This is a genomic window from Pseudoflavonifractor sp. An184 (assembly GCF_002160305.1).
In the GTDB taxonomy this organism is placed as follows: Bacteria; Bacillota; Clostridia; order Oscillospirales; family Oscillospiraceae; genus Lawsonibacter; species Lawsonibacter pullicola.
The window spans coordinates 22,491-44,586 of record NZ_NFKI01000024.1 but is presented as its reverse complement, the minus strand read 5'-3'; the positions used below and the strand labels follow the sequence as shown (position 1 = coordinate 44,586).

The 22,096-nt window shown below is 61.8% G+C and carries 18 protein-coding genes and 1 other annotated feature; of the genes, 13 read left to right on the top strand and 5 right to left on the bottom strand.

The window, feature by feature from the left end; translation table 11 throughout:
- Positions 1–92: 92 nt before the first annotated feature.
- The 4 genes from mnmA to metG all read left to right on the top strand — a co-directional run bounded on the left by mnmA (position 93) and on the right by metG (position 4,668).
- Complete coding sequence (gene mnmA / locus B5F19_RS09525) at positions 93–1,184, top strand: tRNA 2-thiouridine(34) synthase MnmA (protein WP_242972771.1); 1,092 nt, start codon at positions 93–95, stop codon at positions 1,182–1,184.
- 40 nt (positions 1,185–1,224) lie between these two features.
- Positions 1,225–1,539 carry a hypothetical protein gene (locus tag B5F19_RS09520; RefSeq protein ID WP_087289915.1) on the top strand — a complete coding sequence of 105 codons (315 nt, stop codon included), beginning with the start codon at positions 1,225–1,227 and terminating at the stop codon, positions 1,537–1,539.
- A 272-nt stretch (positions 1,540–1,811) separates the two neighbouring features.
- The gene (locus B5F19_RS09515; RefSeq protein WP_087289913.1) at positions 1,812–2,669 is read left to right on the top strand and encodes a hypothetical protein; all 858 of its coding nucleotides are present in this window, start codon (positions 1,812–1,814) and stop codon (positions 2,667–2,669) included.
- 31 nt (positions 2,670–2,700) lie between these two features.
- Positions 2,701–4,668, top strand: a complete 1,968-nt coding sequence (gene metG / locus B5F19_RS09510; RefSeq protein ID WP_087289911.1) for a methionine--tRNA ligase — start codon at positions 2,701–2,703, stop codon at positions 4,666–4,668.
- Positions 4,669–4,956: 288 nt separating this feature from the next.
- On the opposite strand, the gene B5F19_RS09505 is transcribed toward metG, so the two are convergent.
- Positions 4,957–6,270 (bottom strand): Na+/H+ antiporter NhaC family protein, encoded by a 1,314-nt coding sequence (locus B5F19_RS09505; protein ID WP_087289909.1) that lies wholly within the window; start codon positions 6,268–6,270, stop codon positions 4,957–4,959.
- 179 nt (positions 6,271–6,449) lie between these two features.
- On the opposite strand from B5F19_RS09505, the gene B5F19_RS09500 reads away from it, so the two are divergent.
- A complete protein-coding gene (locus tag B5F19_RS09500) occupies positions 6,450–7,241 on the top strand; it encodes a peptidoglycan recognition family protein (protein WP_242972770.1) in 792 nt (263 codons plus the stop codon).
- 151 nt (positions 7,242–7,392) lie between these two features.
- Here the strand turns inward: B5F19_RS09500 and B5F19_RS09495 are convergent, their stop codons facing one another.
- Positions 7,393–8,757, bottom strand: a complete 1,365-nt coding sequence (locus tag B5F19_RS09495; protein WP_087289908.1) for an MATE family efflux transporter — start codon at positions 8,755–8,757, stop codon at positions 7,393–7,395.
- A 214-nt stretch (positions 8,758–8,971) separates the two neighbouring features.
- Here B5F19_RS09495 and B5F19_RS09490 point away from each other — a divergent pair, with 214 nt between their 5' ends.
- Positions 8,972–10,699: a phospho-sugar mutase gene (locus tag B5F19_RS09490; RefSeq protein ID WP_087289906.1), complete on the top strand. Its 1,728-nt coding sequence runs from the start codon at positions 8,972–8,974 to the stop codon at positions 10,697–10,699.
- Positions 10,700–11,149: 450 nt separating this feature from the next.
- On the opposite strand, the gene B5F19_RS09485 is transcribed toward B5F19_RS09490, so the two are convergent.
- Both B5F19_RS09485 and B5F19_RS09480 read right to left on the bottom strand, forming a co-directional pair.
- The gene (locus B5F19_RS09485) at positions 11,150–12,643 is read right to left on the bottom strand and encodes a stalk domain-containing protein (RefSeq protein WP_087289904.1); all 1,494 of its coding nucleotides are present in this window, start codon (positions 12,641–12,643) and stop codon (positions 11,150–11,152) included.
- 3 nt (positions 12,644–12,646) lie between these two features.
- Positions 12,647–13,123, bottom strand: coding sequence for a sigma-70 family RNA polymerase sigma factor (locus tag B5F19_RS09480; RefSeq protein ID WP_087289902.1), 477 nt, complete (start codon positions 13,121–13,123; stop codon positions 12,647–12,649).
- A gap of 182 nt (positions 13,124–13,305) precedes the next feature.
- Positions 13,306–13,544, top strand: a binding site (T-box leader).
- A 110-nt stretch (positions 13,545–13,654) separates the two neighbouring features.
- Between B5F19_RS09480 and ilvB (B5F19_RS09475) the strand changes: the two genes are divergently transcribed.
- The 6 genes from ilvB (B5F19_RS09475) to B5F19_RS09450 all read left to right on the top strand — a co-directional run bounded on the left by ilvB (B5F19_RS09475) (position 13,655) and on the right by B5F19_RS09450 (position 20,091).
- On the top strand, positions 13,655–15,283 hold the full coding sequence (gene ilvB, locus B5F19_RS09475) for a biosynthetic-type acetolactate synthase large subunit (protein WP_087289900.1): 1,629 nt from the start codon (positions 13,655–13,657) through the stop codon (positions 15,281–15,283).
- 18 nt (positions 15,284–15,301) lie between these two features.
- The gene (gene ilvN / locus B5F19_RS09470; protein ID WP_087289898.1) at positions 15,302–15,787 is read left to right on the top strand and encodes an acetolactate synthase small subunit; all 486 of its coding nucleotides are present in this window, start codon (positions 15,302–15,304) and stop codon (positions 15,785–15,787) included.
- Between the two features lie 143 nt (positions 15,788–15,930).
- Positions 15,931–17,634 carry a biosynthetic-type acetolactate synthase large subunit gene (ilvB, locus tag B5F19_RS09465; RefSeq protein ID WP_087289896.1) on the top strand — a complete coding sequence of 568 codons (1,704 nt, stop codon included), beginning with the start codon at positions 15,931–15,933 and terminating at the stop codon, positions 17,632–17,634.
- A gap of 15 nt (positions 17,635–17,649) precedes the next feature.
- Positions 17,650–18,216 carry an acetolactate synthase small subunit gene (gene ilvN, locus B5F19_RS09460; protein WP_087289894.1) on the top strand — a complete coding sequence of 189 codons (567 nt, stop codon included), beginning with the start codon at positions 17,650–17,652 and terminating at the stop codon, positions 18,214–18,216.
- Between the two features lie 235 nt (positions 18,217–18,451).
- Positions 18,452–19,471 (top strand): ketol-acid reductoisomerase, encoded by a 1,020-nt coding sequence (gene ilvC / locus B5F19_RS09455; protein WP_087289892.1) that lies wholly within the window; start codon positions 18,452–18,454, stop codon positions 19,469–19,471.
- A 407-nt stretch (positions 19,472–19,878) separates the two neighbouring features.
- Positions 19,879–20,091, top strand: coding sequence for a hypothetical protein (locus B5F19_RS09450; protein WP_087289890.1), 213 nt, complete (start codon positions 19,879–19,881; stop codon positions 20,089–20,091).
- A 42-nt stretch (positions 20,092–20,133) separates the two neighbouring features.
- Here the strand turns inward: B5F19_RS09450 and B5F19_RS09445 are convergent, their stop codons facing one another.
- Entirely contained in the window at positions 20,134–20,694 is a 561-nt protein-coding gene (locus tag B5F19_RS09445; protein ID WP_140394204.1) for a hypothetical protein, read from the bottom strand.
- Positions 20,695–20,942: 248 nt separating this feature from the next.
- Between B5F19_RS09445 and pyrB the strand changes: the two genes are divergently transcribed.
- On the top strand, positions 20,943–22,004 hold the full coding sequence (gene pyrB, locus B5F19_RS09440) for an aspartate carbamoyltransferase (protein WP_087289886.1): 1,062 nt from the start codon (positions 20,943–20,945) through the stop codon (positions 22,002–22,004).
- The last annotated feature ends 92 nt before the right edge of the window (positions 22,005–22,096 follow it).

Genomic DNA, 22,096 nt, shown 5'->3' with positions numbered 1-22,096 from the left:
AAGCCAAGGGGCTCCGGCGGTTGCGCCGGATCGTAAAGTGTGGTATACTTTCAGTTAATCGCGTTCGGCCTTGCCGGAAAGGAGGACCCCCTTTGCACAACACCATTGCCGTAGCCATGAGCGGCGGAGTAGACAGCTCCGTGGCCGCCTGGCTGCTCCGGCAGGAGGGCTGGGAAACCGCCGGCGTCACCCTGCGCCTGTTTCAGCCGGAGGACCTGCCCCCGGGCCGGGGAGAAGCCTGCCACGCCCTTCAGGATGCGGAGGACGCCCGGGCGGTGGCCGCCCAGTTGGGCATCCCCCACTACACCCTGGACCTGTCGGCCCGCTTTGCCCAATGCGTTATGGACCCCTTCGCGGCGGAGTATGAGGCGGGCCGCACCCCCAACCCCTGTGTGGTGTGCAACCGGACCATCAAATTCGGCGCCCTTCTGGAGGAGGCGGACAAGCTTGGCTATCCCCTTCTGGCCACCGGCCACTACGCCCAGGCGGAGCGGGACGAGAGCTCCGGCCGTTTCCTGCTGAAAAAGGCCCTCCACCCGGAGAAGGACCAGAGCTATGTCCTCTGGTCCCTCACCCAGGCGCAGCTCGCCCGGGTGCGCCTCCCCCTGGGGCGGCTTTCCAAGGAGGAGATCCGGAGCATCGCCCAGGAGCAGGGGCTGGTCAGCGCCCGGAAGCGGGACAGCCAGGACATCTGTTTCGTCCCCGACGGGGACTACGCCGCCTTTCTCCAGCACCACACCGGCCGGGAGTACCCCTCCGGCCCCTTCCTGGATACGAGTGGGAACGTGCTGGGGACCCACCAGGGGATCATCCACTACACGGTGGGCCAGCGCCGGGGGCTGGGGGTGTCCTCCAGCCAGGGGCGGCTGTATGTGCAGCAGGTCCGGCCGGAGGACAACGCCGTGGTGCTGGGGGACAACGTCTCCCTCTTTCACAAAACCCTCACCGCCCGGGAGCTGAACCTGATCCCCGTGGACCGGCTGGACGCCCCCTTGAAGGTATGGGCCAAGGTGCGCTACCGCATGGCCCCCCAGCCCGCCGTGCTGGAGCAGACCGGCCCGGACACCGCCCGGGTCACCTTTGAGCAGCCCCAGCGGGCCATCACCCCGGGACAGTCGGTGGTCTTTTACGACGGCGATCTGGTGGTGGGCGGAGCCGTCATCCAGGAAGCCTTGGATTCCTGAAAGAAATTGAGATTGATTTTAGATAAGGAGCAGACATTCCATGAGTCAGAAGAAACATAAAAAGCGCCATCCCCAGCAGAAAAGAAACGCGGCCAGCGCCCCGGCCATGGAGTCGGAGTTCGCCTCCGACGGCCGCCGCAAGCGCATGAACCGCACCTCCCGAAACCTCCTGCTCCTGTCCCTGGTCCTGGTGGCGGCGGTCAATCTCCTGGTCAACATGGACATCATGGGACAGGCTCTGGCAAACATTCTCTCTCTGGTGGGCATCATTCTGCTGATCCTGGCCCTGTGGTTCCAGTTCCGGGACCCCACCGGCGGCGGACAGTCCGGCGTCAACGCCCCCCGGCTGAGATAATCTGGGCAGAACTTGCGCGGCAGAGGAAGATCCCGGCGGCCGCTGGGATCTTTCTCCTTTTATTCTTGCGTTTTTGGGGAAAATAGGCTATGATAATGTCTGCTGAATCAACCGCTTTGCGGTTGATCCGCGCGGCACGGCTGCGCGACTTTTCACTTAAACAAAGCCGGACGCCTTGAACGCTTCGGCTTTCGGCTTTGTTCCGCACCCATTATGATAAACGCCTGTTGGGCCGCACGCGGCCCCGTTTTCCCCGAGGAGGTTTCTGAACCATGCGAAAAGACATTTTCCTGCCCGTCCTGGCTCTGGCCGGCGGGGCGGTGGGATTCCTGCTGCGGCTGTGGCAGTATGCCTCCGCCTATGATCCGGCCACCGAGCTCTTTGCCCACGGCGCCCCCGCCTCTCTGGCCCTGGTGGTCTGGACGGTGCTGATGGGTGCGCTGGCCCTGCTGCTGGGCCGGGGCGGCGCGGCGGCGGAGAAGCCGGAGGAGTCCTTTCTCTGCCCCGGCACCGGCTACATGACGGTGATGACCGCCGGCGGCATGTGTTTCCTGCTCTCCGCCGCAGCCGGCGTGCCTGAGCTGATGTACCAGTACCAGGCCTGGCAGATCGACCCCCAGCACAACATGCTCCCCGTGGCCTTCGGGCTGTCGGTGCTGTTCTGCCTGGCGGGCTCCATCGGAGCTCTGGTCTCCGGGCGGAACAACTACCGCGGCGTCACCGGGCTCCAGGTCCGGGCTCCCGCCGCCCTGCCCGCTTACGCGGCCCTGCCCTGGCTGATGGCTCTCTATCAGGAGGACTCCCGGGACCCCATTCTGATCCGGGTATTCATTCCCCTGCTTGCGGCGGTGTTCCTGCTGCTGGCCCTGTATCAGCAGGCGGCCTTCTTCTACCGCCGCCCTCACCCCGTCCGCTTCACCTTCTTTGCCGTGATGGGCATCTCTCTGGGGCTTGCATCCCTGGCGGACCGCCCCGGCCTGTTCCAGATCCTCAGCACTCTGTCCTTTGTGCTGTGCACCCTGGGAGCTCTGATGGCCCTGTCCCGGAACCGCTTTGGACCGGCCCGGCCGGTCCAGACGCCGGACGGCCCGCGAATGCCCCAGCCGGAGTCCGGCCCTGCGGAAGAATAATTTGGAATTGAATTTGGGAGGAGCATCACCCATGGAAAATAAAAAGTTTTATATCACCACCCCCATCTACTACCCCAGCGACAAGCTGCACATCGGCCACACCTACTGTACCGTAGCCACCGACGCCATGGCCCGGTACAAGCGGCTCACCGGCTGCGACGTGCTGTTTCTCACCGGCACCGACGAGCACGGCCAGAAGATCGAGGACAAGGCCAAGGAGGCCGGCGTTACCCCCAAGGAGTTTGTGGACCGCATCGTGGAGGGCCCCCGGGGGGTCAAGGACCTGTGGAAGCTGATGAACATTTCCAACGACCGCTTCATCCGCACCACCGACGGCTACCACGTGTCCGCCATTCAGAAGATTTTCAAGAAGATGTACGAGAAGGGGGACATCTACAAGGGCCGTTATGTGGGCAAGTACTGCAAGCCCTGCGAGTCCTTCTGGACCGAGTCCCAGCTGGTGGACGGCAAGTGCCCCGACTGCGGCCGGGAGGTTCAGAACGCGGAGGAGGAGGCCTACTTCTTCCGTCTGTCCAAGTACGCGGACAAGATCCAGCACCTGCTGGAGGACACCGACTTCCTGGAGCCCCGCAGCCGGGTGAATGAGATGGTGAACAACTTCATCAAGCCCGGTCTGGAGGACCTGTGCGTCTCCCGCACCTCCTTTACCTGGGGCGTGCCGGTGGACTTCGACCCGGGCCATGTGGTCTATGTGTGGGTGGACGCCCTGTTCAACTACACCACCGCCCTGGGCTTCCTCAACGACCAGTACGACGACTACGACAAGTACTGGCCCGCCGACGTGCACTTCGTGGGCAAGGAGATCGTCCGCTTCCACTCCATCATCTGGCCCGCCATGCTCATGAGCATGGACATGCCCCTGCCCAAGAAGGTGTTCGGCCACGGCTGGCTGCTCCTGGACGGCGGCAAGATGTCCAAGTCCAAGGGCAATGTGGTGGACCCCTATATCCTGGCGGAGAAGTTCGGGGTGGACGCCCTGCGCTTCTTCCTGCTGCGCACCTTCCCCTTCGGCTCCGACGGCAATTTCTCCAACGAGTCCCTCATCAACACCATCAATGTGGACCTGGCCAACGACCTGGGCAACCTGCTCAGCCGCACCGTGTCCATGGTGGGCAAGTACTTCGGCGGCACCCTGCCTGAGGCGCGTCAGGCGGACGCTTTGGACGAGGAGCTGATCTCCCTGGCCTCCGGACTGCGGGGCCGCTATGAGGAGCAGATGGAGCACTACGCCTTCCAGAACGCCCTGGCGGAGGTCTTCAAGGTCATCGGCCGGGCCAACAAGTACATTGACGAGAACGCCCCCTGGGTGCTGGCCAAGGACATGGAGGCCAACGGCACCCGCCTGGCCACCGTCATGTACAACCTGTTGGAGGTGCTGCGCATCTCCGCCGTCCTCCTCACCCCCTTCATGCCCGGCTCCGCGAAGGAAATTCTGCGGCAGATCGGCGCCTGCGAGGCCTGCTCCACCTGGGAGAGCGCCGCCCAGTACGGCTCCCTCCGTGGGGACGTCACCGTGGTCCGGGGCGACAACCTGTTCCCCCGCGTCGACGCCGCCAAGGCCCTGGAGGAGCTGGACAAGGCCGCTGAGGAGGCCAAGAAGGCCGCCCTCCCCGACCTGGAGGTGGAGCCCCAGCTCACCGAGCAGGTGGACTTCAACACCTTCTGCAAGAGCGACTTCCGGGCCGTCAAGGTGAAGGACTGCCAGCCGGTGAAGAAGTCCAACAAGCTGCTGCGCTTCACCCTGGACGACGGCACCGGCACCGACCGGCAGATCCTCTCCGGCATCGCCATGTACTATAAGCCCGAGGAGCTGGTGGGCAAGACCCTGGTGGCCATCGTCAACCTGCCCCCCCGGAAGATGATGGGGCTGGAGTCCAACGGCATGCTCATCTCCGCCGTCCACACCGAGAAGGGCGAGGAGCGCCTGAACCTGCTGATGATCGACGATAAAATTCCCGCCGGCGCGAAGATGTGCTGAGTGTTCTGGATACAAGCAAACCCAATTGGGGCGGAGGCCGAATGGTCTCCGCCTCCTTCTTTGTCTTGCAGGTAAAGAAGGAGGCGGGACTTCATGCCTCTTTTGGGCGAACGGTCTCGCCTGAAGCGCAGCCCTCCCGCCATGCCTTTCCACGGAAGGCGCCATTGTACACTTCCTGGCGGATCATGGCTTCCTCCGGGGCGCACCAGCCCCACGTCTTTTCCAAAGAAGCTAAAACGCCGGACGGCTCCTTCTCAGGAACCATCCGGCGCTGTTTGACAGATGCGGTTATTTCTCCCGCCCGGAGAAAAACAGGATGAACACGATGGCACACACCGCCATGAGATAGCAGTAGAACATATAGGGCACGATTGCCAGCGCGGCCACCCCGGTCCCGGCGGAGGCGTACAGCAGCTGGGCCCCGTAGGGCAGGATGCCCTGCATCACCGAGGCGAAGATGTCCAGCAGAGAGGCGGACCGGCGGGGGTCGATATGGTACTCCTCGCTGATCTCCTTGGCGATGGAGCCGGACATGACAATGGCCACGGTGTTGTTGGCGGTGGCCACGTCCACGGCGGCCACCAGGCCGGCGATGCCCAGCTGGGCCCCCTTCTTGGACTTGACCCGGCGATGGATGAACTCTATGAGCCACTGGATACCCCCGTGCTCCTTCACCAGGGCCCCGATACAGGCCACAATGATGGAGATGACGGTGATATCGTACATGGCGGTGACGCCGTCTCCCATGACGGCAAACACCTGGGTCCAGGCAAAGGCCCCGGAGGCCACGCCCACCACCAGGCTCAGGGCGGCGCCCAGCATGAGGATGACGAACACGTTCACCCCGATGAGGGCGCCCACCAGCACCACCAGATAGGGCAGCACCTTCCAGAAGCTGTACTCCCCTACCTCCACCTGGCCGCTGCCGCCCCAGGTGAGGGCCACGAAGATCAGCAGGGTGATGATGGCGGCGGGGAGGACGATGAGGAAGTTCATGCGGAACTTGTCCTTCATCTCACACCCCTGGGTGCGCACGGCGGCGATGGTGGTGTCGGAGATCATGGACAGGTTGTCCCCGAACATGGCCCCGCATACCACGGCGGCGATGCACAGCACAATGTCAAAGCCGGTGGCCTCACTCATAGACACGGCAAAGGGGGCCAGGGCGGACACAGTGCCTACCGAGGTGCCCATGGACACGGACACGAAGCATGCAATGAGAAACAGGCCGGCCACGGCAAACTGGCTGGGAAGAAAATCCAGGAACAGGAACACGGTACTGTCCGCGCCTCCGGCGGCGGAGATGGCCCCGGAGAAGGCGCCGGCGGCCAGGAACACCAGGCACATGGTCAGGATGTTCTCGTCGGCCACCCCGTTGGCCATCACCTTCAGCTTGGCATTGAAGTCCAGCTTCCGGTTCTGGAAGCTGGCCACCGCCAGGGCAATCAAAAAGATCACGATGGCCGGGGTCTGATAGAACCCCTGTTCAATTTTCAGTCCATACTCAAACAAAAGCCCGCACCCCAGGTAAAGCACCAAAAAGACGATGATGGGGAGCAGGGCAATGGGATTGCTCCGAACGGAGCGCTGGTTTTCGTCCATCCCGAAATCCTTCCTCTCTCAACATAAAATAGGCCCACGCAGTACCTTTTATCATACGAAAAATAGTTCCCGGTGTCAATGAAAAACCAGCTTTTCCTGGAAAAAACAGACCGTGAACCGGAACCAGGTCCGCCGCATAGTCTGTAACAGGGCACAGGCCGCAGAGAGGAGGCGCTGCTTTGGTACCCATCGAGAGGTGGATTTTGACAAAAAGCGACTGTTATCAGGCTGGCCGGACCATCGTCCCCCAGGGGATTATGGTCCACTCCACCGGCGTGGCGCAGCCCGACCCGGAGGCGTTCTGCCGCCAGTGGGATCGCCCAGGGGTGGACGCCTGCGTCCACGCCTTTGTGGCGGAGGACCGGATCGTCCAGACCCTGCCCTGGAACTGGCGGGGCTGGCACGCGGGCAGGGGGACGCTGGGGAGCGCCAATAACACCCACATCTCTTTTGAATGCTGCGAACCGGCGGGCCACACCTATCAGGGCGGGACCATGGTGGGGTACGACCCGGAAAAAAATCAGGGGTATTTTAAGAAAATCTATGAAAACGCCGTGGACCTGTGCGCCAGGCTGTGCCGGGACTACGCCCTGGACCCCCTGGAACCGGGGGTAGTGCTCTGCCACGCGGAGGGCTTCCAGCAGGGAATCGCCAGCAACCACGCCGACGTGCTCCACTGGTGGCCCAGGCACGGGGTGGACATGGATGACTTTCGCCGGGCAATACGGGACCGGCTGGAAGAGAAGGAGGAGGACGCCGTGACACAGGAACAGTTCAACGCCATGCTGGAGGAGGCCCTGAGACAGCGGGAGCAGCTGCCCCCCAGCGGCTGGTCCCAGGCGGCCAGAACCTGGGCGGAGGGGGCCGGCATCGTGGCCGGCAGCCCCGACGGAACAAAGCGGTACCGGGCCTTTGCCACCCGGGAGGAGACCGTCCAGATGCTCCACGCGGTCTTTGGGCAAACGCCGTAAAGAAGGTTTTCTCCGAACTCAGGCGAATTTTGTTCCACAGAGGCCTGTTGATGCGCAAAAGCTCCGTTCCGCTGTGCGGGACGGAGCTTTTCTTCACGGTCTCACTGGTGCCGCCCGTCTGGCAGACTCAGCCGCCCCAGAAGGCTGCCGTTTACTCCTCCACCGGCAGCAGCTTCTTCCGCCGGGTGAGGAACAGGGTCAGGGTGGTGGCGCTGGCCAGAATGTCCGCAATGGGCTCGGCGGCGTAGATGCCGAAGACGCTCCCGGTGACCCGGGGCAGGATCAGCGCCAGGGGCACCAGCAGGATCACCTTCCGCAGCAGGGCCAGGAACAGGCTGGTCCGGGCCTGCCCCAGGGCCATAAAGGTGGTCTGACAGGCCATCTGCGCCCCAAAAGCCCAGATGCCGCCGAAAAACAGAGGCATCACCCGGGAGACCAGATCGATCAGCTGGGGCTGGGGAGTAAAGATCCGGGCCAGCAGGCCGGGGAACAGGGCAATGAACAGAAAGGCGGCGCAGGTCACAGACAAGGTGATGGTGAGCAGCCGCTTGAAGGTCTGGCGCACCCGCCGGAAGTTCTGGGCTCCGTAGTTGTAGCTCATAATGGGCTGGGTGCCCTGCGTGATCCCCTGGACGGGCATGACGATCATCTGCATGATGGACTGCATGATGGTGATGGAGCCCACATACAGGTCTCCGCCGTAGGTCTGCATCCCTGTGTTGAGCACCACGGTTACCAGGCTCTCGGTGGACTGCATAATGAAGGGGGCCACGCCCAGACCGGCGATGCGGCCGATGATGCGCTTGTTGGGAATCAGGAAAACCCGGTGCAGGCGCAGGCTGCTGCGGCGGCTGCACAGGAAACTCACCACCCAGGCGGCGCTCACCGCCTGAGACAGAATGGTGGCCAGGGCGGCGCCCCGGACGCCCATGCCCAGGACAAAGATGAAGATGGGGTCCAGGACGATGTTCAAAATGGCCCCGATGAGCACGCTGAGCATGGCGGTGGTGGCCCTCCCCTGGGCGCTGATGAAGGGGTTGAGGCCCAGGGCCAGCTGAACAAAGACGGTGCCCAGCAGATAGATGCCGATATACTCCTTGGCGTAGCCGATGGTGGCGTCGGACGCCCCAAAGGCGTACAGAATAGGCTCCTGAAAGAGACTGAATCCCACGGTCAAGACCACCGCTGCGCCCAACAGCATGGTGAGGGAGTTGCCCAGAATGCGCTGCGCCTCCACCCTCCGCTTCGCCCCCAGCTGGATGGCGGCCAGGGGCGCGCCTCCCTGCCCCGCAAAGGCGGCAAAGGCGGAGATCAGGGTGATGATGGGGAAGGTGACTCCCACGCCGGTGAGGGCCACGTCCCCGATCTCCGGGATATGGCCGATATAGATGCGGTGCACAATGTTATAGAGCATGTTGATGATCTGAGCCGCGACAGAGGGCACCGCCAGCTTCAAAATCAATTTCCCAATGGGGGCGGTGGCCAGGATCTCATCGCTGTGACGGGTCTGTTCCACAGGATACCACTTCCTTTTCTGCGTAAAGAGTAGTATAGCACACTCCTCCCGTTTTGGAAAGCCGGTCTTTATTGCCTCCTCACTTCACCGCGCCCCGCTTTTTTCGTAAAAATGACGGAAATCCGCTGGAAATTTTCGGCCGTCTGTGGTACACTTACCCCAACAGCAAAGCTCCAGCGAATCTTCATGTACAGTACACAGGAGGTCATTCAGTATGTCTTATCGGGAGAATTACGAGAAATGGTTGCACAGTCCCGCCCTCTCCGCGGCGGAAAAGGCGGAGCTGGAGTCCATCCAGGGGGACGAGAAGGAGATCGAGAGCCGCTTCTTTGACCAGTTGTCCTTCGGCACCGCCGGCCTGCGGGGCACCATGGGGGTGGGCCTGTACCGGATGAACGTCCATGTGGTCCGGCACGCCACCCAGGCCTTTGCCCAGGTCATCCTGGAGGAGGGGGCCGAGGCCGCCGCCCGGGGGGTAGCCGTGTGCTTCGACTGCCGGAACAACTCGGACGTCTTTGCCCGGGAGGCCGCCTGCGTCATGGCCGCCAACGGCATCCCCGCCCGCCTGTTTGAGTCCCTGCGCCCCACCCCGGAGCTGTCCTTCGCCGTGCGGGAGTATCACTGCATCGCCGGCATCAACGTCACCGCCAGCCACAACCCCAAGGAATATAACGGCTACAAGGTGTACTGGGAGGACGGCGCCCAGCTGCCCCCCAAGCACGCCGACGAGGTGGCCAAGAAGATGAAGGAGCTGGACGTGTTCGGCTGCGTCAAGACCATGGACTACGACGAGGCCGTCTCCAAGGGGCTCATCACCCTTATGGGGGAGGAGACCGACGAGAAGTTCCTGGCCAACGTGATGGAGCAGGTCAACGACAAGGCTGTGGTGGAGAAGATGGCCGACACCTTCACCATGGTGTACACCCCCTTCCACGGCACCGGCTACAAGCTCATCCCCGAGGCCCTGAAGCGCCTGGGCATGAAGCATGTGATCTGCGTCCCCGAGCAGATGGTCATTGACGGCAACTTCCCCACCGTGGTCTCCCCCAACCCGGAGAACCCCGAGGGGTTCTATCTGGCGGTGGACCTGGCCAAAAAGAACAACGCCGACTTTATCCTGGGCTCCGACCCGGACGCCGACCGGGTGGGCATCATGGTGCGCACCAAGGACGACGACTTTGTGGTCATCTCCGGCAACCAGACCGGCGTGCTCCTGCTGGACTATCTGATCGGGGCCAAGCGCCGCACCGGCAAGATGCCCGAGAAGCCGGTGGCTCTGAAGACCATCGTCACCACCGAGATGGCCCGGAAGGTGGCCGAGGTGAACGGCCTGCAGTGCTACGACACCTTCACCGGCTTCAAGTTCCTGGCGGAGAAGAAGGACAAGCTGGAGAACTCCGGCGAGGACAAGGTCATCTTCTCCTACGAGGAGTCCTACGGCTATATGCTGGGCGACTACGTCCGGGACAAGGACGCCGTGTCCGCCAGCGTGGAGCTCTCTGAAATGGCCGCCTGGTACGCCTCCCAGGGCATGACCCTGTACGACGCCCTCCAGGCTTTGTTTGAGAAGTACGGCTATTACGGGGAGAAGACCATGAACCTGGTCATGCCCGGCCTGGACGGTCTGAAGAAGATGGCCGACCTGATGGCGGGCCTGCGCCAGAATCCTCCCACGGAGATTGCCGGCGTGGCGGTGAAGCAGCAGAAGGACTATCAGGACGGCAGCGTGGTGAATGTGGCCGACGGCGCCAAGAGCACCATGGAGCTCTCCGGCTCCAACGTGCTGCGGTACGAGATGGCCGACGGCACCAGCCTCATCGTCCGCCCCTCCGGCACCGAGCCCAAGGTGAAGGTCTACATCCTGGCCAACGGCGAAAGCAAGGCCGCCTGCGACGAGAAGGTGGCCAAGTACGCCGCCTGGGCCGAGACCCTCAAAGGCTGACCTACTTTTCTTGAAAGAAAAGTAGGCAAAAGAACTTTATGCGAAACTTCATTTCGCCTCTTGGAAAATCGTCGATTTTCTTTCTTTATCGTATTTGGTTTTATGCGGGTCCCGCTTGATTTTAAAAGCGGGACCCGTTTATTTTTCCGCTGTTCAGGCGGCAGGCATGAAAATGGCGTGAGAGGCGGGCCTCTCCTCCGAAACATGGGCGGAAGGTTCTCAAACAGCGGCTTTGTGAGCGCTTCGACAGCCGCCCAGGCCCGGACGGCCCAGCACGCCCTTCCGCGGCTTTCCGAAAGCGTATTGAAACCTCTGCACGTTTTGATATCTTCCCGGCATATAAAATCCCCCCCTGATGCAGCTTCTTTTTCCGCACCAGAGGGGAAGCTCTGTCACTGTCCGTTCTCCCGAGCCTGTTCATGCGGCCCAGGGGCTCGTTTCGTCTCTGCTCTAGGCCAGGACCACCAGATGGTCGGGGTCCTGTTCCATACCGCCGGCCAAATGGACCATGCTGATACCAATGTCCCACACACCGCCGGTCGTACTCCCATTGGAAAATAGGTACGTTGGGGCAATGAGCACCCCGTCCTTTAACTTAATAAATAGGGGAACATCCTCCACGATCTCCTGATTCATCTCGTCCCACAGATCGCCAATCAACTCCATAGGCTCCCCATTCACCAGGACCTGGCTGCTGCCCACGGTCATCTCTACGGTCACGTCCCGGTAGGTGGCAGTGGCTGTCTGAGTATCCGCATCCCAGATGTACTCCGCCCCCAGTCCCTGACACAGGGCCTCCATATTGGTGTAGAACGGCCCCTCCTCGCCATAGCGAGGGACAAAGAAGGGGTAGAGGCGCTCATCCTCCTCCGCTAGGGTGGGTTCGGAGCCATCCAGTGGGAATTCAGTATCCCCAAAGATAATAGACGCCACCTCATTTACATCGGTAAATTTTACCTCCGCAAAATTTACTCGGAACGTAATAAGATCGTTGTCTCTATCAGCACCTGTACCTCCAGATACCCCCAACTGTTCCGAGGTAATGAGAGAGCCATCCTTCATCTTCAAGATAAACCTGTAATCAACGGCATCCCAGCCCATGTCCTGTTTTCTTTCTCCTATGGTCTGGATCTCATAGTACAGCTGAGTGGGGGTAAGGGTGGCCTCTGTCAGAATGGCACGCTGGCCATTCAGGGGATTGAACAAAAACTCCTGGTCCGGTTCCAAGTGGGCGGAACCCACTACGGTATCCAGTGGAATTTCCACGGAACATTCCCGTCCCATGAAACCCACCCACAGCTCCATGGGGGTGTCCATCGGCCCCAGCCACCGCTGAAAGACCAGGCTTATCGACCAGGAGCGGCTGGCATCTGAGGGCGCGGACAATTCATAGCCGCCGCCTCCAGCTGACCCGGTGTATTCATATCCAGCCTTCTCGGTGATCTCCCCCTGATTTGCCTGGAACGTATCCGGTCCGGTGCTCCCACTGGTCATCAGTCCGTCCACCATCTCCTGCCCCCAGTTCTCCAGATGGTACTCCGCGATGACCTTGTTGCTCTTTAAATCCTCCACCGCCTGTTCATTCAGACCTTCCACGGTAACGGTGGCATAGACGGTCATGCCGTCGTAATAGGCGCTGTTCACCGTAAAGCGGTAATCCTCGTTTTCCGCGCTGCCCACCTCCGTTTGGACGTAGGGCTCCAAGCCGCTGGTGTCCCCCTGGAAAAACACATTCAGCAGGCCCAGCTGACTCCCCACCGCCATGGCCGACCCGGTGAGCACCACCAGGGCGGCGGCCAGGGCCAGAATCAATTTCTTTTTATGCATGGGTCTCCTCCTTTTCTGTCTCAGTTCCGCGCCGACACCGGCCTGGGCCAGCACCTGCTCCACCAGCTCCTCCCGGGGGGAGAGCTGGTCCATCATCTGCTTATACTCCTTACGCATGGGTCATCCCTCCTCCACCAGCAGCTTTTTCAGTTTCGCCCTCGCCCGCAGCAGTTGGGAGCGCACCGTGGCCGGGTTCCGGCCGAGCATTTGGGCGATCTCCTCGGTGGTCATGTCCTCGTAGTAGTAGAGGTGCAGAACGGTGCGGTCCCGCTCCGGCAGCCGCCGCAGCTCCTCCCACAGGTCCTCCCCCTCCGGCGCGGGGACGGACAGGGCCTCGCTGAGGGGCTCGGTGCGCTTTCGCCACGGGGCGGTGTGGAAGCGGTTGGCGCAGTTCACCGCCACCCGCAGCAGCCAGGCCTTTCGGTGCTCCTCCGAGGTGAATGCGGGGGCGCGGGTGAGATACCGGAGAAAGACCTCCTGGTACAGGTCCTCCGCGTCGCTCCGGTTCCCCGTCCGGGCGAAGGCCAGGCGGTAGACCATGTCCGAGTAACGCCGGATGACCGCCTCCGGGCTGTCTCTGTCCTGAGTTGGGTCCATGTTCTCTCCTCCTTTCACCCCAAACACCCCGCAGGGGGACAAAATGTTGCGCGCTATGTTAAAAAATATTTTACCACATCAGAAGATCTGGTTTGAAAAAAAGAATTGACAATTCCCCGAGGTTGGGAGTAAGATAGTTGCAAGTTACATTTTGCCGGTACCGTCCGGCGGTTCAATCAGATACCACGGCAATGACCGGGAAGTAAGCGGGTCTGGACGCACAGAGAAGGAGCGGCTGGTGAAAGCTCCAGGAAAGGACCCAAGTCTGAAGATCGCCCGTGAGCCGCCCCACTGAACGGGACGTTTTCGAGTCCTGAGTAGGCGGGGACGGAGGCCCACCGTTATCGGGGCAATGAGCGCACAGGCCCTGCCTGTGAAGTTAGGTGGTACCACGGAGTAAACGTACGGCTTCGTCCTATCAAATGAGATGGGACGAGGCCGTTTTTGTTTTTTCCCCGCCGGGTCCGGCGCCGGACGGGGGCACAGAGAAAGAGGCCGGTTTGTTTTGTGATTTGCGGAGGTGACGGTGTGATGAATGGAGCGCAGGCTTTGATCGAGAGCTTGAAGCGAGAGAATGTAGAGCACATGTTTGGATACGCGGGGGCGACCATCTGCCCGGCGGTGGACGCCCTGAAGGAGCACCCGGAGATCGCGTATACCCTGGTGCGGACCGAGCAGAACGCGGGGCACATGGCCTCGGGCTACGCCCGCATGAGCGGAAAAGTGGGAGTGTGCATGGTGACCAGCGGCCCGGGGGCCACCAACCTGATCACCGGCATCGCCACCGCCTACATGGACTCCATTCCCATGGTGGCCATCACCGGCCAGGTGCCCAGCAACCTGCTGGGCCGGGACATCTTCCAGGAGGTGGACATCACCGGGGCCGTGGCCCCCTTCTCCAAGCACAGCTATCTGGTGAAGGACGCCAACGACATCCCCCGGGTGGTGAAGGAGGCCTTCCACATCGCCTCCACCGGCCGCCCCGGCCCGGTGCTCATCGACATCCCCATCGACGTGCAGGAGCAGACCTTGAAAAAGTTCCAGTACCCGGAGACGGTGAACATCCGGGGCTATAAGCCCAGCGTCAAGGGCAACGACCTTCAGATCAAGCGGGTGGTGGAGGCCATCGCCCGGGCCAAGCAGCCCCTCATCTGCGCCGGCGGCGGCGTGTGGCTGGCCAACGCCCGGGACGAGCTGCTGGAGCTGGCGGAGAGCTGCGCCATCCCGGTGGTCAAGACCATGATGGGCATCTCCCTGATGGCCACCGACCACCCCCTGAACATGGGCATGATCGGAGCCCACGGCAACCACTGCGCCAACCAGGCGCTGGCCAAGGCGGACCTGCTCATCATGGTGGGCACCCGGGCCGCCGACCGGGCCATGGTGGACCCCAAGGAGATCCAGCGGCGCATGGCCACCATCCACATCGACGTGGACCCGGCGGAAATCGGCAAGAACATGGAGGCCGCCATCCCCCTGGTGGGCGACGTGAAGGTCATTTTGAGACAGATTCTGGACCGGGGCGTGCCGGTCACCGACTCCACCGCCTGGCTGGACCAGCTGAAGGACTACCGGCGGGCGGAGCTGAACCGGGTCTTCCCCCGGCGGGAGGGCTCCGTGTTCCCCGGCACCCTCCTGCGGAAGCTGGGGGCCAAGCTGGACGACGACGCGGTGGTCAGCGTGGACGTGGGCCAGAACCAGATTTTCACCTGTAAGTACCTGCCCCAGAAGCATGGGCGGCTGCTCACCAGCGGCGGCCTGGGCACCATGGGCTACGCCCTGCCCGCGGGCATCGGGGCCAAGGTTGCGGCGCCGGAGCGCCAGAACATCGTGGTGTGCGGCGACGGCTCCTTCCAGATGGCCATGAACGAGCTTGCCGCCATCAAGGCGGCGGACCTGGACGTGAAGATCGTTCTGTTCCAGAACAACACCCTGGGCCTGGTCCACCAGATCCAGAAGACCGCCCCCTACCACGGCCCCTTCGGCGTGGCGCTGGACGGCTCCCCGGACTTTTCCGCCGTGGCCGGCGCCTACGGCATCCCCAGCCTGACTGTGGACGACGAGGACAAGGTGGACGAGGTGCTGGACCAGTTCCTGCATACCAAGGGCTGCTGCCTGCTCATCGTCAAGGTCCACCCGGACGTGGGCACCAACGACTAAAGGAGGGGAGGAGATTTTATGAAGCAGACCATTTCCATTCTGGTGGAAAACCAGGCCGGCGTGCTCAACCGCATCACCGGGCTGTTCTCCCGCCGGGCCTTCAACATCGACTCCCTGGCGGTGGGGGTCACCGACGACCCCACCATCTCCCGCATCACCATCATCGTGGACAGCGGCAACAGCGTGGTGGAGCAGGTGGAGAAGCAGCTCAACAAGCTGGTGGACGTAATCAAGGTCCGCACCCTGGAGGAGAACAACCTCATCGGCCGGGAGCTGATGATTTTAAAGGTAAACGCCAACAACAAGACCCGCCAGGACATTATGACCATCTGTGAGATCATGGGGGCCAAGGTGGACGACATCTCCCCCAGCTCCATGACCATGGAGCTCTCCGACACCCCGGAGCGTCTGGACACCTTCCAGTCCATGATGCGCCCCTTCTCCATCCTGGAGGTGGCCCGCACCGGCGTCATCGCCGTGCAGAAGGGCGGAGGGAAGATTTGATTTTGAGTTAGGAGATAGGAGATAGAAGATAGGAGTGAAGGTGCGCGCCAGAGGCGCGCGATTGAAAAAGTCCGGCGCAGCCGGACACCATAACTCCTATCTCCTATCTCATCACTCCTATCTGAACCAAAGGAGGCAGCAGTTTGAAAGTAAGAGCGACCCAAGCCATCCTGGAGTGCCTGCTGGAGCAGGAGGTGGATACCGTCTTCGGCTATCCCGGCGGAACCATCCTGAATCTCTATGATGAACTGTATAATTATCAAGATAAAATCCACCACGTATTGACCGCCCATGAACAGGGTGCCTCCCACGCCGCCGACGGCTATGCCCGCTCCACCGGCAAGGTGGGGGTGTGCTTCGCCACCTCCGGCCCCGGGGCCACCAACCTGACCACCGGCATCGCCACCGCCTACATGGACTCCTCCCCCGTGGTGTTCATCACCTGCAACGTCACCGAGGAGACCCTGGGCAAGGACGCCTTCCAGGAGGTGGACATCACCGGCATCGCCATGCCCATCACCAAGGCCACCTATCTGGTCCGGGACCCCAAGACCATCCCCGACGTGATGCGCCAGGCCTTCGCCGTGGCGGCCACCGGCCGGCCCGGCCCAGTGCTCATCGACTTTTTGAAGAACGTCACCGCCCCCAGCGTGGAGATCGACTACGAGTTCATCCCCTGGACCCAGAACCGGGAGACCAACAGCATCCGTCAGCTGGCGGTGAGCCACGGCCTGAAGGCCCCCGAGCCCGACCTGGGCGACGTGGACAAGCTGGTGGAGATGATCGCCCAGTCGGAGCGCCCCCTGCTCATCTGCGGCGGCGGCGTGGTCCGGGGCCGGGCGGACAAGCAGTTCCGGGAATTTGCCGAGAAGCTGGACGCCCCGGTGGCCATCACGGTCATGGGCGGCGGCGGCTTCCCGGGGGCCCACCCCCTCACCACCGGCATGATCGGCATGCACGGCTCCCAGGCCAGCAACGTGGCCTGCAACGAGTGTGATTTACTGATTGCCGTGGGCTGCCGGTTCTCCGACCGGGTGGCCCTCCAGCCGGACACCTTCGCCAGCCAGGCCAAGATCGTCCACATCGACATCGACCGCTCGGAGATCGACAAGAACGTGCTCACCGACCACCACATCATTGGGTCGGCCAAGCGGGTGCTGGAGCTGCTCAACGAGCGCCTGCCCCAGTATCACCACCAGTCTTGGAAGGAACATATCCTCCCCCTGCGGGAGCCCCAGGTGGTGGAGGAGGGGGACAAGCTGACCCCCGGCCAGATTCTGGACGCCATTGAGAAGGCGGTCCCCCGGGACGCCATCGTGGCCACCGACGTGGGCCAGCACCAGATGTGGTCCATCCAGCACTTCCACTTCAACTACCCCGGCCAGCTGCTCACCAGCGGCGGCTTCGGCACCATGGGCTTCGGCCTGGGGGCGGCCATTGGGGCCAAAATCGGCAACCCGGACAAGGTGGTGGTCCACACCACCGGCGACGGCTGCTTCCGCATGAACTGCCACGAGCTGGCCACGGTGGAACACTACCATCTGCCCATTATCACGGTGGTGTTCAACAACGGCACCCTGGGCATGGTGCGCCAGTGGCAGCACCTCATTTACCACGAGCACTACTCCCAGACCACCCTGGACCGGGGCCCCGACTTTGTGAAGCTGGCTGAGGCCTACGGTCTGAAGGGCAAGCGGGTCACCAACCGGGCCGAGATGGAGCAGGCCCTTCAGGAGGCCCTGTCCTGCGGCTGCGGCTATGTCATCGACTGCCAGGTGGACATGGACGAGATGGTCCGGCCCATGGTGGCCGGCGGCGCCCACATCACCGATTTTCTGCTGAAGTAAGGAGGGCGTGAAGCGATGAAAAAGACCTTTGACACGGAAAAGAAGCTCTACACCCTCTCCCTGCTGGTCCAGGACATTCCCGGCGTGCTCAGCCAGGTGGCCCGGCTGTTCTCCCGCAAGGGGTACAACATCGAGTCCATCGTCTCCGGCGAGACCAGCCAGCCCGGCCTCACCCGCATCACCATCGTGATCCTGGGGGACGAGCTGATGGTCAACCAGATCGCCGCCCAGTGCCGGAAGCTGATTCCGGTGCAGGTGGTGAAGATCCTGGACGAGGAGACCTCCATCCAGCGGGAGTTCGCCATGATCAAGGTCATGGCGGTGGACCGCACCACCCGGGATGAGATCATCCAGATGGCCAACATCTTCCGGGCCAACATCATCGACGTGAGCCGGGAGACCCTCACCGTGGCCATCTTCGGGGACAAGAGCAAGACCGGCGCCCTTATCAACCTGCTGTCCGACTTCGGCATTCTGGAGATGGCCAAGACGGGCACCCTGGCCATCGAGCGGGGCCGCAGCTCCATCTACGACGACAGCAAGCTCCGGGAGGAGTACAACTACGGCAAGAACGTGCTGTAACAGAGGCGGGCGGCCGCGAGGGTTGCCCCTGCAAAATGCCCGTAGGGGCGGCTATCAGCCGCCCGCAGGATTCTGCTATCTTGTTCGGGCGGATCATATCCGCCCCTGCACGCCGGGCTTTCTCGCAAAGGGAGAGCCAGTTTACCCTGTCAATCCGCCAAGAGGACCGAGAATCGGCCTCCTGGGGTTTTGAATTTGAAATCTTAATGCCATCAGCAAAAAGGAGTGTATTATCATGGCAAAGATGTACTACGCGAAGGACTGCGATATCAACTACCTCAACGGGAAGAAGATCGCCATCATCGGCTACGGCTCCCAGGGCCACGCCCACGCCCTGAACCTGAAGGATTCTGGCTGCGACGTGTGCGTGGGCCTGCGCGCCGGCTCCAAGAACTGGAAGAATGCCGAGGAGGCCGGCCTGAAGGTGATGACCATCGCTGAGGCCGCCAAGTGGGGCGACATCGTGATGATGCTTATCAACGACGAGGTCCAGGCTGATGTGTACAAGAAGGACATTGCCCCCAACCTGGAGGATGGCAACGCCCTGGCCTTTGCCCACGGCTTCAACATCCGCTATCAGCAGATCGTGCCCCCCAAGGGCGTGGACGTGTTCATGGCTGCCCCCAAGGGCCCCGGCCACACTGTCCGCTCCACCTATGTGAACGGCAAGGGCGTGCCCTGCCTGGTGGCCGTGGAGCAGAACGCCACGGGTGATGCGCTGAAGATCGCCCTGGCCTACATCGCCGGCATCGGCGGCGCCCGCGCCGGCATCATGGAGACCACTTTCCACGACGAGACCGAGACCGACCTGTTCGGCGAGCAGGCCGTTCTGTGCGGCGGCGTGGTGGACCTGATGCGCTGCGGCTTCGAGACCCTGGTGGAGGCCGGCTACGAGCCCGAGAACGCCTACTTCGAGTGTATCCACGAGATGAAGCTGATCATCGACCTGATCAACAAGGGCGGCGTGGCTGCCATGAACTACTCCATCTCCGACACCGCGGAGTTCGGCGAGTACGTCTCCGGCCCCCGTGTCCTGCCCTATGAGGAGACCAAGAAGAATATGCGCGCGGTCCTCTCCGACATCCAGGACGGCACCTTCGCCGGCAAGTGGATCGCCGAGAACAAGAACGGCCGCACCTTCTTCAACTCCAAGCGGGCCCAGCTGGCCAAGCACCAGATGGAGACCGTGGGCGCCGAGCTGCGGAAGAACATGCTCTGGGGCGACGACACCGACCTGGACACCGCTTCCAACTAATTTTCACCTTGCAGATCAAACATCCCCCGGCAGCCGCCGGGGGATGTTTTTTACACAATATGATCTTGACTTTTGTGTCACCATAATTTATAATGTTTTTGGTGACACAAAAGGAGGTGAGTCTATTGCCGCCGCGTGGGAGGCCAACATCGGACCCCAAGACCCACGAAACCCGCATCCGTATGTCAGATGAGGATATACGCCTTCTGGAAATCTGTTGCCAAAAGACTGGCATGACAAAAGCAGAGGTAATCCGTCAGGGAATCCGAGAGGTCTACGAAAAGGTGAAATAAGAGAACGCCCACCGTCCCAGCAAGACACTATGAGCGTTCTCTCTTCCCATAACCCGAAGGTCTGGTAAATCTGATTATGCCACACCTCCCGGGAAAATACAAGGAGGTTTTATCATGTTTGATCTGCGCACGAAGCTGCTGGACCTGGATGAGGACCTGGAGCGGCTCACCTGGGGCGTCCAGGCGGCCAGGGCCGTTTCGGCAGCCATTTCCCAGGACCACGCCTATGGAGAGGGACTATACGCGGTCAGCGACTATCTGTATGAGGTGCAGGAAAAAATGCGCGGAGACCTGGACCTGTGCCTGGCGCAGGTGCGCGAAAACTAGCGAAGCTATACAGCAGTCCCCCGGCAAAAGCCGGGGGACCTGTTATTTCACATCGCCGGGAACCGCGTCAATGCGGTATAATTCTGGAATGGTCAGGGAGATGTCCTGAGGGGTCCCGCTGGACGGGGCATCCTGCATTTGAAGCACGGTGACCTCAAATTCATTTCCGGTCTCTGTAAACTCGCTGGTCTGATACGAGTAATAGGCCGTATAGAGATCGGCGGGCTCTACCGACAGATCGGCGCTCCGGATTACCCCGCTGTACTCCCCCTGGCCGGGAACTGCGGCCGAGATCAGGGAACGGCGGCCGGAATCGTCGCTGCCCCCGGCGGCCTGAAATCGGATGGTATATTCCCCCTCACCGGAACTGGAGACCTGGCCGACGGTGATGCTGCATCCGTCCTCCTGAAACACCACCTGCCCCTCCAGTTCCTCCGGGGAATCGGTGGAAATACGCAGGGACAAGGGGGATGCGGTTGATACGCATGTCAACTCATAGTCCGAGGGCAGGTCCGCCCACGACGGAGCCGCCCCCTCCCCGGCACAGCCGGCAAGCAGCCCGCAAAGAAGCACTGCGGAAAATTTTCTCAGTCTTCCGTCCACGAAAACGTCCCCTTTCCAACTAAAACTGCTGCCTGGGCCCTGTGGATAGGTATATTCTACAAAAAAACTCCGATCTTGTCCACCTGTTTCTCCTCCTGCCAAGGGCTGCAACCGTGTGGAGAAAAATCTGTTTTTTAGTGTTGAAGGGACCCCTCTCGTTGTGATACAATGATGTGAAATGACAAGAGATTCTCCCGGCGTGCTCCGCCGGGAATTTTAGAGCTGTACCGGGGAAAGGAAGGTCCGTGATGCGACATCTGATCGACTTTGGAGATATGACCCGTGAGGAGTGGGAGGCCCTGTACGCCCGGGCCAGTGAGATCATGGACGCGCCGGAGCGCTTTGTGGACGTGTGCCACGGCAAGGTGTCCTGCAACCTGTTTTACGAGCCGTCCACCCGCACCAACTTCTCCTTCCAGACCGCCATGATGCGGCTGGGCGGGTCGGTGTTCGGCTTTGCCGACCCCAACTCCTCCTCGGTGGCCAAGGGGGAGAGCATGAAGGACACGGTGCGGATGGTGTCCAACTACGCCGACGTGGTGGTCATGCGCACCCCCTGGGAGGGCTCGGCCAAGGCGGCCTCCCTGTACTCCCATGTGCCGGTGGTGAACGCCGGGGACGGCGGCCACATGCACCCCACCCAGACCATGGCCGACCTGACCACCATCACCCGCCTGCGGGGCGGGGTGGACGGGCTGTGCCTGGGGCTGTGCGGCGATTTGAAGAACGGCCGCACCGTCCACTCCCTCATCAAGGCCATGGCCAAGTTCCGGGACATTAAATTCTTCCTCATCTCCCCCCGGGAGCTGGCGGTCCCCGACTACATGCGGGTCTTTATGCGGGAGCACAACATGTGGTTCACCGAGGTCACCGGCCTGGAGGCGGTCATCCCCCAGCTGGATGTGCTGTACATGACCCGCATCCAGAAGGAGCGCTTTGTGGACCCCCTGGAGTACGAGCGGAACAAGGGCATCTATGTGCTCACCCGCCGGAAACTGGAGCGGGCCAAGAAGGACATGCTGGTGATGCACCCCCTGCCCCGGGTGGATGAGATCGCCGTGGACGTGGACGACGACCCCCGGGCGGTGTACTTCCAGCAGGCCCGCTACGGCATGTTCGCCCGCATGGCCCTGCTGGAGCATCTGGCCCTCCAGCCCCGGGACGAGCACCCCGCTCCGGTGGAGATCGGCACCAAGCCCATCTGCCGCAACCCCCGCTGCATCACCCAGATGGAACGCTACCTCCCCCCCCTGATCAAAAAGATCGGCGGAGCGGACTGCTGCGGCTTCTGTGACGCCCCCCTGGAGTGAGGCTCTGAAATGCAGGATTCCTGTCAATGTTGTGTTAAGGAATAAAATTACATCTTGACAGAAAGCTGGATCACAGGTATAGTTATAGGAAA